We start from the raw sequence: 13055 nt of genomic DNA on the forward strand, positions 1-13055 counted from the left end.
CGCTTGCCCGACACGATTAACCAAGAAAAAAAGTAGGCTAATCAATACCCCATTCGGGCAAGGTGAGTTATTTATAGTTGTTACAGCTTGGGTTTTACACCTCAAATTAGAGACTTCCTATGGCTAAGCCGGGTCAATCCTCCTTCCGTCGCATCCTGCTGTCACGCATTTTGCTTTTGAGCGTCCCGGTGCTACTGATGGGGGTGTATGTAACCTACAGAAAAGCACGATCTAGCATACTGGAAACAGCTCGCCAAAATCTTACCGAAAGCGCGGTTAAGAAAGGAGAGAGCATTAGCGAGTCAATCAAAACGCTCTCTACCAACCTGGTGAGTGCAAGTGAATCAGTGGTGCTGCAATCGGGATCGCCATACCAAAAGCAAGAATTTTTAGACCAACTCGCCAAACAATTGCCTACGCAAGTCCAGTGCCTTCAACTCATCAGCATCAACACCCAAAATCTTGCCGCTAGCACTTGCGGGGAACAGGCAATTAGTGCATTTTCAGCTTCTGAGTGGTCACAGCAAGAAACGGCATTACTCTTAGACCCCTCTCAAGTACAGGTGAAAGCGCTACTTCCGGGAACCTCACCGTTAGATTCTACGGCCAAGCCGAGTAAAAACGCCTCAAAAAGCCAACTCAGGTTGGTTTTAAGTGCGCCTGTTTATGACAGCGCAGGTTCCCTCCGTTATGCCCTGAGCGTCCAGTCAGCCTTGCTTAAACAAGAGCGTGGCAAGCCGGGGTCTTTGGTGGGCTATCCGGTAGTGATTGACCAGGATGGAACGATTTTGGCGCATCCAATTGCCCAGCGAGTGGGGCGAAATATTGAGCAGGAAGCAGATGGCGAAAGACTCAAAACGGTGATGAAGAATGCGATCGCCGATCAACCGCCGAACTTTCTCCACCTGTTCTCTTTTGAAAAAAATGGTGTAGAATTACTAGCTGGCTACTCCGCAATTTCCAGTCCCATTACCACCCAGCCAGATCACAAGTGGATTATCTTAGCCGTCACTCGCCTAGACAGCGCCCTTTCTGGTCTGACAGAAATTCAACAAGTTCTGATAGTTCTGACATTTGGCTTAATCGCCGCTAGTCTGTTGGCAACCCTGTATATATCTCGCGAACTGGCGCTACCTCTGGAGCAATTGCGAGATTACGCCGGAACTGAGGGACACCTACACTCGATAGACCGAGTTCCCCACAACTTCAAAATTCGAGAGTTCAATCAATTATCTGAAGCCCTCGATAGTATGGTAGAGCGGCTCAAAGCTTGGGCAGAAGAACTTGAAACCGCATGGAAAGAAGCACAAGCAGCTAACCAACTGAAAAATGAGTTTCTGGCGAATACTTCCCATGAATTAAGAACCCCTCTAAATGCCATCATTGGCTGCATCCGACTGGTACGGGATGACTGCTGCGATGATCGAGAAGAGGAAATGGATTTTTTACAGCGAGCCGATGATGCAGCGATTCACCTGCTGGGAATTATCAATGATGTTTTGGACATTGCCAAAATTGAAGCAGGCAAGCTTTCCGTAGTCTTAGAGCCACTTGATTTGCGAAAGTTGCTCAAGGATGTGATTGATTTACAGGCTGTTCAAATTCATCAGAAAGGGTTAGAGTTCATTACGCCAGACCTGCAAGAGCCGATTACTGTCCATGCTGATCCCGCAAAGCTCAAGCAGGTGCTGCTAAATGTCGTTGGCAACGCCACGAAGTTCACCGACAAAGGCAGCATCACTATTACCATCCGTATAGAGACCCATCATCGCAAAGAGGCTGTGGGTAGCCTCTCCTCCCCTAGCCCTTCCTTAGTAGGAGGGCAAGAGGCAAGACCTGAAGAATCCGTCTCTAGCCTTTCTCGCAGCCTCTCGCCAACAGCCTTGAGTTCTGCCAAAGAACGCCTTTCACCGCCTTTGCTTGTTGTTGTGACGGTTCAGGATACCGGGATAGGTATTGAACCGGCTCAACAGCATAAACTCTTTCGCCCCTTTGTGATGATTGATGGTACAACCACACGTAAGTTTGGCGGCACAGGCCTTGGTCTTGCTATTTCCCGAAACTTAATGGAATTAATGGGAGGTAGCATTACTTTGTCGAGTGCTGGGATAGGTTTTGGCACGGCGGTTGAGATTACTTTGCCTATATTAGATCCTTCAGCTTTGCCAATTGAATCTACCAATGGAGCTAAAAATTAAAAAGGAAAAATTGAACAATCCCTAATTTTTAATTGCCTGGGGAACTATAACTGTTCGTCCTCCCTGTTGCAAGGATTCGCTCAAACAACTGAGAATCTGTACTAGCTGGATACCAACCCAACCGGAAGAAATCTCAGAAGGTTGGTTTTGGCGGATAGATAAAAGAAAGCGATCGCAAACTCTCCCTAATGGTTCGCCCGGTTCCAGGCTGACCACTTCAAGGCTTTGATTAACTGGCGTGTAAGGACTACTATCGGTTTTTTCAAACCGTCCATGCTGAATAGTTAGGGGTGTCTCTGTCTGTAACTCATCAAAAATTAAAGTTCCCTCACTTCCCGCTACACACAAACGTCGCTGTTTATCAGGATTAAGCCAGCACAGATGAATAAATGCTTGAAAGCCACTGGGGTAGGTAAGCGTCACCCAAACTAAATCAGCCAAACCGCTTGTATTTTGACCCCCCTTTTTTAGCGGGGATTGAGGGGTATTGGATTGTGGATTTGGGATTTGGGATTCGGCTTCCTGTAGCCAGACAGTACCAGTGGCTTGCACTTGAGTAGGTGTTTCCGAAAGCCAGTTGTTAAAAATAGCGATGTCGTGAATGGCTAAGTCCCATAAAGCATCAACATCAAAGCGCACTGGCCCTAAATGGGTACGGGTGGCGTAACCATAACGCAAATCTCCCAAAATTCCTGAGAGAACCACAGCTTTGCCGCGCTCAACAGCTGGATGAAACAAATAGGTGTGGTCTACAAAAAGTTGCCGCTGCTGTTGTTGAGCTAACTCGCACAGTTGCAAAGATTCAGATGGGTCAAGGGTAAGAGGTTTTTCTGCCAGGACGTGATAGCCAAGACGTAAAGCATCAGCGATCAGATTGTAGTGCGAAGAAGCTGGGGTAGCGATCACTACTGCCTGAACTTCTGGCATCAAGCGCACTTGTGACCACTCAGTTGCCAGAACTACATCAGAGTTTAACTCAAACCGCTTTTTTACTGCCTCCAAGCGATCGCGGCTATGGTCTACCACCGCCACTAGGCGAGCTTGGGGATGCGCCAGAAAATTTCGCACCAAGTGTACTCCCCATCGCCCAGCGCCCAACACAGCAACCCCAATCCTCTCTAAGCTATCAGCCATTAATTTAAACTTTGAACAATCAGTTTAAACTCCAGAATAACTTCTGACCGAACTGGGGACTAGGGGCTAGGGACTGGGAACAGGAGGCTAGGTAAGACTTTTTCCCAATCCCCAATCCCCAGTCCCCAATTCCCAATCCCCAATCCCCAATCCCTCATTCTTCATCGCCTATGCTTAAAAAAGCCTCCTTAGCCGCAGCTTGTTCGGCAGCTTTTTTAGAGTGTCCTTTGCCTTGACCCAATAGCCGCCCCTGAAACCAAACCTCAGCTGCGAAACGCTCTGGATCGCCATGAAATCGTCTGTTTTCCTTGACGCGATATTCTGGAAGTGTTTGGTAATGGGCTTGCGTCCATTCTTGCAGGGCATCTTTATAATTTTGGTAGGCTGGGTCAGTGCGGATTTCTGATGACAGATATTTAAAGTGAGGGTCAAGCCACGGGCGCACCAGTTCCAATGTATGCGTACTTAGGTAGAGTGCGCCCAGCACAGCTTCAAAAGCGTCTGCCATCCGCGATGTCAAACCTGCTTTATCGCCAGCAGCACTTTCAGAAACCAGTAGGTAGCGATCCAGCCCATAACTATCAGCAATTCGGGCGAGAGTGCGATCGCTCACCAATACCTTCCGAATCGCCGAAAACTCACCCACCGAACAATTCGGATAAATTTCCCATAACAACTCAGAAGCAGCCATCCGCACTACGGCATCCCCCAAAAACTCCAGTTGCTCATAATTTCCCGATGGCGAGACTGTTGGGTGCGTCAGCGCTAAATCAAGAAGCGACCATTGCACTGGTGCCTGTTCTGGGAGTCCCAATTTTTGAATTAATTTCTCTAGTTGCTTCTGACGGCGAGGATCTTTGAAAGTCATAAACCGATATAGGGGCGAAGCATTGCCCCTGATAATTGCCTGAGATCAATTACAATTTTTGCTCACAAATGCTTTGCCCCAAAATCCCCTATCAAAAATAGAGGGAGAGAGTCGGACATAAGCCGGGTTCTGTTCTACCTAGCAGCTGTGCCGCCAGGAGGGCAGTTATCTATCTGGGACACCTGTTACCAGATGCCTCAAGCGGTTAAATTAGCGGAACCGGGAAAAGACCAACCGTGGTTCCTACCTTGCTCCCAACCGGGGTTTACCGAGCCAGCGACTCTCGACGCTGCTGGTGCGCTCTTACCGCACCTTTGCACCCTTACCAAGCAATTTTGAATCTAAAATCTAAAATCCAAAATTGGTTGGCGGTATCTTTCTGTGGCACTATCCTCACGGTCGCCCGCACTGGGCGTTACCCAGCAAGTTTGGTCTTTCGGGAGTCCGGACTTTCCTCAGACTCGGTATGAACGAGTCCGCAACCACCTGCGCCTACTCTCTCCCAAGATCCAGTGTTGCATAATCTCAAGCGCTATTCTATAACCGGAATTATCACTTTGCTTTCCGACATTTTTCAGCATAAATACTCAAATTTAGTAAAACTTAAAGAACAACAGCGGAAATTAGATTATCCTGATAAAAGAACTTTTAATGTAACTTTACAATTTGACTGATAAAGAAAATATGAGATGCATCATTAACCGCCGCGCTCAGTTTTCAGCAAGTCATCGGTACTGGTTGCCAGAACTGAGTGAAGCAGAGAATATTGAGCGCTTTGGTCGCTGCACTCAGTCGCCTGGACACGGACACAATTATGTTCTGTTTGTCTCCTTGGCGGGCGAACTGGATAAGTATGGGATGGTGCAGAACTTGTCACAGGTAAAACGAGTTATTAAGCAGGAAGTCACCAGCCAGTTAGACTTCTCTTATCTAAACGATGCCTGGTCGGAATTTCAACAAACTCTACCCACAACAGAAAATCTAGCGCGAACCATTTGGCAGCGACTCGCTCCTCACTTACCGCTGGTAAATATTCAACTATTTGAACATCCTGAACTCTGGGCTGACTATCAAGGAAACGGTATGGAAGCTTATCTGACAATTGGTACCCACTTTAGCGCTGCTCATCGGCTAGCGCTTCCCGATCTCAGTTATGAAGAAAACTGCGAGATTTATGGCAAATGCGCTCGTCCCAATGGTCACGGTCACAATTATCATCTGGAAGTGACGGTCAAAGGCGAAATTGACCCCCGCACTGGGATGCTTGTCGATTTAGGAGCTTTGCAAAAGGTAGTAGATGACTATGTGGTGGAGCCGTTCGATCATACGTTCCTGAACAAAGACATTGCCTATTTTGCCTTAGTTGTTCCCACGGCAGAAAACATCGCCGTGCATATTCGCAATCTTCTGTCTTCTCCGATTCGGGAACTAGGAGCTGAGCTGCATAAGATAAAACTGGTTGAAAGCCCGAATAATTCTTGTGAAGTTTACTGCACTGACACCGTTGCAGACGCAGCTGAGATGCAAAATAGCGATCGCGTTCTGACTCAGGTTTCCGCTTGAGGGTTCACCCGTCGCGATATAAATGAAAGCAGAATTAGGGAGGCTTTAGCCTCCCTTTGTTCTTCACACAAGCTTTTTGCTGTCTTTATCAAACTTTTTCCCAGAATTTGAGCAACTCATGGTAAATTAACTTGCCAATTCGGGAACTATAGAAAGAGACAACAATAGCCTCATGCCGTTTCGGGGTGCTAGCGAATCAAGGTCTTGAGAGAAAAAAATGGATTGCCCGGTTACATACCACAACTGCGAACCAGAAAGCATCATACCTCAGGAGGGGCGGGAAACCCTTGTGTCTACGAGTAATAACACCGCTGGTAGCGAGGTGCCGACAACGAAAAACCATTTACCAAAAGCACAAGCCGACCAACTGATCGAGCAAGGGGTGCAGCAGCACCAGTATGGTCAATTGGAGGAAGCCGTGCAGTCTTTTCAAGAGGCTCACGCAGCCTACTGCGAACTCAAAGACCGACGGGGAGCGGGAAGAACCCTTGGCAATCTCGGACTCGTGTATTATGCCTTGGGAGACTTTGCCAAAGCAATTGAGTATTCTAAGCAAAGTTTAGCGATCGCCCAAGTCATCCAAGACCGACGTTTAGAAAGTCAGGCACTAGGAAATATCGGTAATGCCTACCGTCACCTGGGCAACCACGCCAAAGCCGTTGAGCATCAGCAACAGAGTCTAATGGTGGTGCGAGAACTCAAAGACTCCACAGGAGAAGTGGCGGCGCTGAACAATCTCGGACTAGCTTACAAGGCTCTAGGAGATTACATTAACGCCATTGACTACCAGAATCAGGCTTTGACAGTAGCGCGGAATATCCAAGACGATCAGGCAGAGGGGCAGATCCTGAGAAATCTGGCGAATGCTTGCTATGCCGTAGGGGATTACACCAAGGCAATTGATTACTATCAGCAGCGGTTGGTACTGGTGCAGCAAAGTGGCGATCGCCGGGTCGAGGCACAAATTCTGAGAAACTTGGGGAATGCTTGCTATGCCATAGGTGACTACCAAGCGGCAATTGAGTATGCTAAACAGCGCCTTGCGATCGCTATTGCTATAAATGACCCCCGCGCCCAAGAGCAGGCACTTTCCCATCTAGGAGTAGCTTACGAGGCACTGGGAGACTACGCTACAGCAATTGAATACTACGAGCAACGCTTATTGATGGCACGAGTCCTCCAAGACCGCCGGATAGAGGGGCAGGCCCTAGGAAGTCTCAGAGTCGCTTGCTATGCTTTGGGCGACTACGCGAAAGTGATGGAATACGACCACCAAGGTTTAATGAATAGTTAAAAATTAATTAAAGTAACTTATTGATTCCAGGTTGATTCCAGGTATTTTTTTTGGCGTTGTCAAGAAATACCTCCACCGTATACCTCTAGGCTCTTGTTTCTCATTCATCTACCTGAAACTAATAGCCAGCAAAAAAGTTTTTTTATTTTTTTATTTTTTTATTTCCTCTAGTCCCGCTTTTGGGGGATGTATGACCGCCTCAGTCCGGATTATCACTAAGTTTTAACAGAAAAAATGCTGGAGTCAATGAAGTATTTCAGGGGTGTCTGATAATATGAGCAAAAGTAATTCACCCCGTAATTGTACCCAGCTGTGTTGCATAAACGATAAACAGTGGTACTTAAGACAACCATATGGAGGAAATGGATACCATGCAAACATCTGAATATTCTGATATCGCCCCAGATGCGGAAAAGACCAAGGTAGAAGTGAAAGTTGACGCACCGGGGGGCTTGGCAGCACTACCGCCAGCCAGCGAATCATCAGAAAAGTGGCGGCAAATTGGAGAACAAATTTCCGGATTCTTCGCAGAATTACCAGAGTACTTGGGTGAGTTTTTCTCCGAGTACCAGCGTCCGCTTACCACGTTGGGTCTGATATTGGCTAGTGTCATCACCGTTAAGGTGACGTTGGCGGTGCTAGATGCAATCAATGATATTCCCCTGCTAGCGCCTACTTTTGAACTGGTAGGAATTGGCTACTCAGCTTGGTTTGTGTACCGTTATCTACTGCGGGCCTCTAATCGTCAGGAGCTATCAGAAGAGTTTAAAACTCTCAAGGGGCAAGTTATCGGTCAAGATACCATGAGCTAGTAAATTTTCTATGCTCAAAAAAGTAGAGACGCGAGGAGCATCGCGTCTTTACAAATCAATGGTAGAGGGCGATCGCATTCGGGTGACGATCGCTTCTCTGTAGCTCATAAATTTATAGTAGAGTTATCGCCAACTATTGGCACGACCGCCCCTTCCAAATTTGCCCCGCTCAAATCGGCTCCACTCAGGTCGGTTTCAGTTAAGTCGGCTTGAGTTAGATTCGCTTCCATTAAGTCGGTTCTGTTCAGATTAACCCCAATTAGTAGGGCGCTACTCAGGTTTGCTTGACAGAGGATCGCATCGCTGAGGTTAGCATAGCTCAGGTTTGCCCTTCTCAAATCTGCCCCAGTCAGATTCGCCCCCGTCAAGTTGGCTCCGGAGAGTTCAGCTCCAATCGGCTCAGTTTTAACCAGTCTGGCACCAATTAATCTAGCATTATCAAAATTCGTCCCAATTAGATCGGCACCTGTTAAATCAGCACCAGTCAGGTCAGACCGGCTCAAGTTAGCTCCGCTGAGATCGGCTTTGCTCAGGTTTACCCCCCGCAGGTTGGCTCCCACCAAGTTGACACCCTCTAAAATTGCTTCCCTTAAATCGCTCTGACGCAGGTTGGCTCCTTCTAGGTTGGCTCCTTTGAGATCCACTTCCCGGAAATCCCGTTCTCCAGCAGCATATCGCTTTAAAATTTCATCTTCATCCATATTTACTGCCTCTAAATTGCTTCCGATTAGCTTGAAATTAAGAATTTGGGATACATTAATCGCCAATTCTTCAATCTAAAATCGCACAACTCGGTAGCTATTCGTGAGTGGCTGCATTAGGCATTATGGCACCGCTCATGTCCGCATCGCGGAGGTTAACCCGATTTAGGTTGGCATCGATCAAAACAGCTTCAGTTAAAATTGCCCCAGTCAGGTTTGACCAGCATAATTTTGACCGGTACAGGTTGGCTCCGCTGAGATTAGCTCCCCGCAGGGTTGCCCAAGATATATTTGCTCCTCTAAGATTTGCCTTAGACAAATTGACATTTGTCAGATTGGTTCCGCTTAGATTAGCTCGGCTCAAGTCTGCCGCAGTTAGGTTCGCTCCAATGCCAGACGCTCCATTCAAGATAGCGTTGGATAAATTTGCCTTTTCCATGTTGGCTCCAATCAGGATGGCATTCGTCAAGTTAGCACCTTCCATGTTGGCTCCAACTAAGATGGCATTCGTCAAATTGGCTCGACTCAAGGGTGCATACATGAGTTTTGCTCCACTGAGATTGGCATCGCGGAGAATAGTTTCACTTAAAAGAGCGTAATTCAGGTTAGCTCCTCTCAGGTTGGCTCCACTCATATTTGCGGCTCGCAGGCTAGCATCGCTCAAATTCGCCTCACTCAGATTCGCCTCGCTCAGGTTGGCTCCAATCAGGTTAGCCTCGCTCAGGTTAGCACGTAGGATGGCACCAGCCATATTCGCTTCTCGGAGGTTAACGCCGATCATTAATGCCCCAATCAGGTTAGCCTCGCGCAGATCCGCCCCTCGTAAGTTGACTTCGCTAAGGTCAATGCCCATCAGGTCTGCCTTCCGCAGGTTTACTTCCCGAAAATCCCTTTGACCTGCGGCGTAGAGCTGTTTCACTTCATCGGCATCCATCTAGACCTCCCTCATAGGTACTGCCGCTATTGATAAAAAAGGCTCTCAAGCTCTTTCCCATAGCGTCTGGTGATTGGCGATCGCGCTCTATACCCACCGCCCAATAGTGGAATGATAGAAAATCGACACCAAAAATCGGTGTCGGAATCGAAAATTTGAAGTTTTCACACGGAACCAAGACACGTTGAGGTAAGAAGTTATACTCACCGTGAAACCTTGAGGGCGTAAAACCTTTTGGGTAAAAAGGTACAGCGGACATTTGTATTAGATCCTTCACTTTGATCGAGACTCAAAAACGGTGGATATCACGTTTGAGTCAGGGTGCGGCTTACTTAATTGTTAGACAGCCGATGTAGATGCTCTCGTCGGCTGTCATGGGAACTTTCAAGAGCTAGTAGCCGCGAGTTCGGCAGAGCTTACACTATAACCGTAAGCTTTAGGGTGGGAGAAAGTCACTCTTATCTCGCAAGAGCTAACGAACTCGCGATTGAGGACATTGGCATCGCCTTAGTCATCCAGATAACCGCTATTGCTAGTGTCAAAATTTGCTACAAAATCCTATTCGTAACTTGACTGCTCTAGTCCGTTAAGTTAAGTCTAATTGTTACAAAATACCTCGGCGCTTATCAGCACTCAAAAGACAGCTATTTCACAGGGAGATTCCTGTAATCTAGTTAATAGAGAGATTTTGGTCTCAAGCGCCAAGAAAATCAAAGCTCTTCGAGTAATGGCTGATAGCCAGTAAAGGATAGAGAATGCCGGACAATTTCAGGAGCCAAGTCGTAACCCAAGGCGTACAGCGATCGCCCAACCGGGCGATGTTGCGTGCTGTGGGTTTTGGGGATCAGGATTTCACTAAACCCATTGTAGGCATTGCCAATGGGTACAGCACTATTACTCCATGCAATATGGGGTTAAACGAGTTGGCTTCACGGGCTGAGAGTGGGGCTAAAGAAGCTGGTGCAATGCCTCAGAAGTTTGGCACGATTACTATCAGTGACGGCATTTCGATGGGGACGGAGGGAATGAAATATTCCCTGGTGTCGCGAGAAGTAATTGCAGACTCGATTGAAACAGTCTGTAACGGGCAAAGTATGGATGGGGTACTGGCAATTGGCGGTTGCGATAAGAATATGCCAGGAGCGATGATTGCGATCGCTCGAATAAATATTCCCGCCATTTTCGTCTACGGTGGTACGATTAAACCCGGTCATCACAACGGGCGCGATTTGACTGTTGTCAGTTCCTTTGAAGCTGTCGGACAATACAGCGCTGGGAAAATTGACGAGATGGAGTTGCAGGAAGTAGAACGCAAGGCTTGTCCTGGTGCTGGTTCCTGTGGTGGAATGTACACTGCTAACACCATGTCTAGTGCTTTTGAGGCAATGGGCATGAGTTTGCCTTATTCCTCGACGATGGCAGCAGAAGATGCAGAAAAAGCCGACAGTGCAGAAAAATCTGCCTTTGTGCTGGTAGAAGCAATTAAAAAACAAATTTTGCCGCGTCAGATTCTCACCCGCCAGGCTTTTGAAAATGCCATTTCTGTGATCATGGCAGTGGGCGGTTCCACAAATGCCGTTTTGCATTTGCTGGCGATCGCTAACGCCGTCGGCGTAGAATTAATTCTCGACGACTTTGAAACAATTCGCGCCAAAGTTCCCGTACTGTGCGATCTCAAACCTAGCGGTCGCTATGTAGCAAATGATTTACACAAAGCTGGTGGAATACCGCAGGTAATGAAGATGCTCCTGGTAAGCGGTCTACTGCACGGCGATGCCCTCACCGTCACCGGGCAAACAATCGCCGAAGTATTGACCGATGTGCCAGAGGAGCCATCCCCTAACCAAGATGTCATCCGTCCTTGGAATAACCCCATGTATGCACAAGGACACTTAGCCATCCTGAGAGGAAATTTGGCAACAGAGGGGGCTGTCGCTAAAATTACCGGAGTCAAAATACCAACAATGACAGGCCCTGCGCGGGTGTTTGAATCTGAGGAAGCTTGCTTACAGGCAATTCTGGCGGGCAAGATTAATCGTGGTGATGTGCTGGTGATTCGCTACGAAGGCCCCAAAGGTGGCCCAGGAATGCGGGAAATGCTGGCTCCTACTTCTGCCCTTATCGGTGCTGGCTTGGGAGATGCTGTAGGCTTGATTACGGACGGACGCTTTTCTGGCGGTACATATGGGATGGTAGTCGGTCATGTGGCACCAGAGGCGGCTGTAGGGGGCGCGATCGCTCTCGTTGAAGAAGGCGATAGCATTACCATAGACGCACCAAATCGGCTGTTAAACCTCAACGTCACCGACGAAGAATTACAGCGACGACGTGCTGCTTGGCAACCACCCACACCCCGTTATACAAAGGGCGTATTAGCAAAATATGCCAAATTGGTATCGTCTAGCAGTGTTGGTGCGGTGACAGATTTAAACTTGGGTTGAGAAGTGAATTCGCTTGTCTAGTGAGGATTAGATGCAGAGGAATTTTATTTTCCCCTGCATCTACCCAAAAACCTTTACTTAAACCTCTATAATCTGCCAAATGAAACGCGCTTTAGGCTAGTCGCAACAACTTCTACCAGTTTCCATGTTTTCCAAAATCGTTTTGGAGCATCTTTTTTTGACACCTTGCCACAAACTTCCTGCGGCGACCAAAAATGATCGTTAAAGTCGTAGTATCCCACTGCTTTTGATCCAAGTTCTATAATCTTAGGATTCCCAGAAGTACAGAGGCTTGGAACACAGAACAGAAAAAACTTTAACTTAGTTCACATAAACAACTAAACCCATTCCTGAAGTAGATGGCTTTTTGAGAAATCTCAAAACAATAATATAGATATAAACTTGATTTTTCATAAAAGATATAGAAGCTAAAGGCCACCATGATTTATCCGGTGGATGAAAGCGACAGCGCGGCTTGAGTCGCCTTGCTTTCAGGGGGCGCTTGTTGCCCGCTGAAGGCAAATACCTTATCCAGAACAAATTTTCTGCGAAATTGAACGACTGCATCCGCCAGCCGGTGGCGGCTTTCGCGGTGTCGTTAAACCCTTTGAGTTTAAAGGCTACCATGTTGCCGCCGGGTGGATGGCGCTATATTCAATTCTGGAAACCCATCCCATACCAACAATTTACCCCAAACCAGAGTGTTTCGATCCAGACCGTTTCAGCCCCCAACGCCAAGAACACAAACAGCGTCCTTTTACTTTAATTGGTTTCGGTGGCGGGCCTAGAATCTGTGTTGGCATTGCATTTGCCAAAATGGAAATGAAAATAGTCGCCGCCCATTTACTGCGCGGCTACCAGTGGGAACTTGTACCCAATCAAAGTTTAGATTCTGTACAAGTCCCACCTGTCGCCCCAAAGATGGGCTGCGCGTTCATTTACCAGCAGTTGTGAAACAGGTAGTCCTGCATAGTAATGATAATCAAGCTTTTTGCTCTATAGATAAACTGGCGTTATACTCATGAATAAAATACCAGATAGCTCCTATATGATTGGAGAGTTTTTTAGAGAACGAAAGAGTTTTTCTTACTAAACGCGATATTCTTTGTC

At 47.4% G+C, this 13055-nt stretch carries 12 protein-coding genes, 1 other RNA gene and 1 pseudogene; 6 read left to right on the forward strand and 8 right to left on the reverse strand.

From position 1 onward, the window contains the following. Positions 1-119 precede the first annotated feature (119 nt). Positions 120-2198, forward strand: a complete 2079-nt coding sequence (locus H6F66_RS13995) for a hybrid sensor histidine kinase/response regulator (RefSeq protein WP_190422226.1) — start codon at positions 120-122, stop codon at positions 2196-2198. Between the two features lie 21 nt (positions 2199-2219). On the opposite strand, the gene H6F66_RS14000 is transcribed toward H6F66_RS13995, so the two are convergent. From H6F66_RS14000 to rnpB, 3 genes are all read right to left on the reverse strand, one after another. Next, positions 2220-3332, reverse strand: coding sequence for a Gfo/Idh/MocA family oxidoreductase (locus H6F66_RS14000; RefSeq protein ID WP_190422228.1), 1113 nt, complete (start codon positions 3330-3332; stop codon positions 2220-2222). A 154-nt stretch (positions 3333-3486) separates the two neighbouring features. Then, positions 3487-4200: a ribonuclease III gene (rnc, locus tag H6F66_RS14005; RefSeq protein WP_190422230.1), complete on the reverse strand. Its 714-nt coding sequence runs from the start codon at positions 4198-4200 to the stop codon at positions 3487-3489. A 103-nt stretch (positions 4201-4303) separates the two neighbouring features. After that, an RNA gene (gene rnpB, locus H6F66_RS14010) (RNase P RNA component class A) lies at positions 4304-4699 on the reverse strand. 185 nt (positions 4700-4884) lie between these two features. Here rnpB and H6F66_RS14015 point away from each other — a divergent pair. The 3 genes from H6F66_RS14015 to H6F66_RS14025 all read left to right on the forward strand — a co-directional run bounded on the left by H6F66_RS14015 (position 4885) and on the right by H6F66_RS14025 (position 7869). Then, positions 4885-5763 (forward strand): 6-carboxytetrahydropterin synthase, encoded by an 879-nt coding sequence (locus H6F66_RS14015; RefSeq protein ID WP_190422232.1) that lies wholly within the window; start codon positions 4885-4887, stop codon positions 5761-5763. A 217-nt stretch (positions 5764-5980) separates the two neighbouring features. Then, on the forward strand, positions 5981-7057 hold the full coding sequence (locus H6F66_RS14020) for a tetratricopeptide repeat protein (RefSeq protein WP_190422234.1): 1077 nt from the start codon (positions 5981-5983) through the stop codon (positions 7055-7057). Between the two features lie 362 nt (positions 7058-7419). After that, the gene (locus H6F66_RS14025; protein WP_347269384.1) at positions 7420-7869 is read left to right on the forward strand and encodes a CAAD domain-containing protein; all 450 of its coding nucleotides are present in this window, start codon (positions 7420-7422) and stop codon (positions 7867-7869) included. Positions 7870-7973: 104 nt separating this feature from the next. Here H6F66_RS14025 and H6F66_RS14030 read toward each other — a convergent pair whose 3' ends face one another. The 3 genes from H6F66_RS14030 to H6F66_RS14040 all read right to left on the reverse strand — a co-directional run bounded on the left by H6F66_RS14030 (position 7974) and on the right by H6F66_RS14040 (position 9763). Further along, on the reverse strand, positions 7974-8570 hold the full coding sequence (locus H6F66_RS14030) for a pentapeptide repeat-containing protein (RefSeq protein ID WP_190422238.1): 597 nt from the start codon (positions 8568-8570) through the stop codon (positions 7974-7976). Between the two features lie 97 nt (positions 8571-8667). Then, complete coding sequence (locus H6F66_RS14035) at positions 8668-9504, reverse strand: pentapeptide repeat-containing protein (RefSeq protein ID WP_190422240.1); 837 nt, start codon at positions 9502-9504, stop codon at positions 8668-8670. After that, positions 9491-9763 carry a hypothetical protein gene (locus tag H6F66_RS14040; RefSeq protein WP_190422242.1) on the reverse strand — a complete coding sequence of 91 codons (273 nt, stop codon included), beginning with the start codon at positions 9761-9763 and terminating at the stop codon, positions 9491-9493. The genes H6F66_RS14035 and H6F66_RS14040 overlap by 14 nt, the downstream gene beginning before the upstream one ends. A 496-nt stretch (positions 9764-10259) precedes the next feature. Here H6F66_RS14040 and ilvD point away from each other — a divergent pair, with 496 nt between their 5' ends. Further along, complete coding sequence (gene ilvD, locus H6F66_RS14045; RefSeq protein WP_190422244.1) at positions 10260-11945, forward strand: dihydroxy-acid dehydratase; 1686 nt, start codon at positions 10260-10262, stop codon at positions 11943-11945. A gap of 321 nt (positions 11946-12266) precedes the next feature. Here ilvD and H6F66_RS27705 read toward each other — a convergent pair whose 3' ends face one another. Beyond that, complete coding sequence (locus H6F66_RS27705; protein ID WP_199295238.1) at positions 12267-12572, reverse strand: hypothetical protein; 306 nt, start codon at positions 12570-12572, stop codon at positions 12267-12269. Here H6F66_RS27705 and H6F66_RS14050 point away from each other — a divergent pair. Beyond that, positions 12507-12899 (forward strand): cytochrome P450, encoded by a 393-nt coding sequence (locus tag H6F66_RS14050; protein WP_199295240.1) that lies wholly within the window; start codon positions 12507-12509, stop codon positions 12897-12899. The two genes, H6F66_RS27705 and H6F66_RS14050, sit on opposite strands and share 66 nt — an antisense overlap. Before the next feature lie 28 nt (positions 12900-12927). Here H6F66_RS14050 and H6F66_RS29335 read toward each other — a convergent pair. After that, positions 12928-13055, reverse strand: a pseudogene (locus H6F66_RS29335) (IS1 family transposase); the annotation flags it as partial.

Source organism: Trichocoleus sp. FACHB-6 (assembly GCF_014695815.1).
Taxonomy (GTDB): domain Bacteria; phylum Cyanobacteriota; class Cyanobacteriia; order Cyanobacteriales; family FACHB-T130; genus Funiculus; species Funiculus sociatus.

What these genes read in the sequence shown, in the direction of transcription:
- H6F66_RS13995 (WP_190422226.1), top strand. Translation starts at nt 120, where the DNA reads ATGGCTAAGCCGGGTCAATCCTCCTTCCGTCGCATCCTGCTGTCACGC.
- H6F66_RS14000 (WP_190422228.1), bottom strand. Translation starts at nt 3,332, where the DNA reads ATGGCTGATAGCTTAGAGAGGATTGGGGTTGCTGTGTTGGGCGCTGGG.
- rnc (WP_190422230.1), bottom strand. Translation starts at nt 4,200, where the DNA reads ATGACTTTCAAAGATCCTCGCCGTCAGAAGCAACTAGAGAAATTAATT.
- H6F66_RS14015 (WP_190422232.1), top strand. Translation starts at nt 4,885, where the DNA reads ATGAGATGCATCATTAACCGCCGCGCTCAGTTTTCAGCAAGTCATCGG.
- H6F66_RS14020 (WP_190422234.1), top strand. Translation starts at nt 5,981, where the DNA reads ATGGATTGCCCGGTTACATACCACAACTGCGAACCAGAAAGCATCATA.
- H6F66_RS14025 (WP_347269384.1), top strand. Translation starts at nt 7,420, where the DNA reads ATGGATACCATGCAAACATCTGAATATTCTGATATCGCCCCAGATGCG.
- H6F66_RS14030 (WP_190422238.1), bottom strand. Translation starts at nt 8,570, where the DNA reads ATGGATGAAGATGAAATTTTAAAGCGATATGCTGCTGGAGAACGGGAT.
- H6F66_RS14035 (WP_190422240.1), bottom strand. Translation starts at nt 9,504, where the DNA reads ATGGATGCCGATGAAGTGAAACAGCTCTACGCCGCAGGTCAAAGGGAT.
- H6F66_RS14040 (WP_190422242.1), bottom strand. Translation starts at nt 9,763, where the DNA reads ATGTCCGCTGTACCTTTTTACCCAAAAGGTTTTACGCCCTCAAGGTTT.
- ilvD (WP_190422244.1), top strand. Translation starts at nt 10,260, where the DNA reads ATGCCGGACAATTTCAGGAGCCAAGTCGTAACCCAAGGCGTACAGCGA.
- H6F66_RS27705 (WP_199295238.1), bottom strand. Translation starts at nt 12,572, where the DNA reads ATGGTAGCCTTTAAACTCAAAGGGTTTAACGACACCGCGAAAGCCGCC.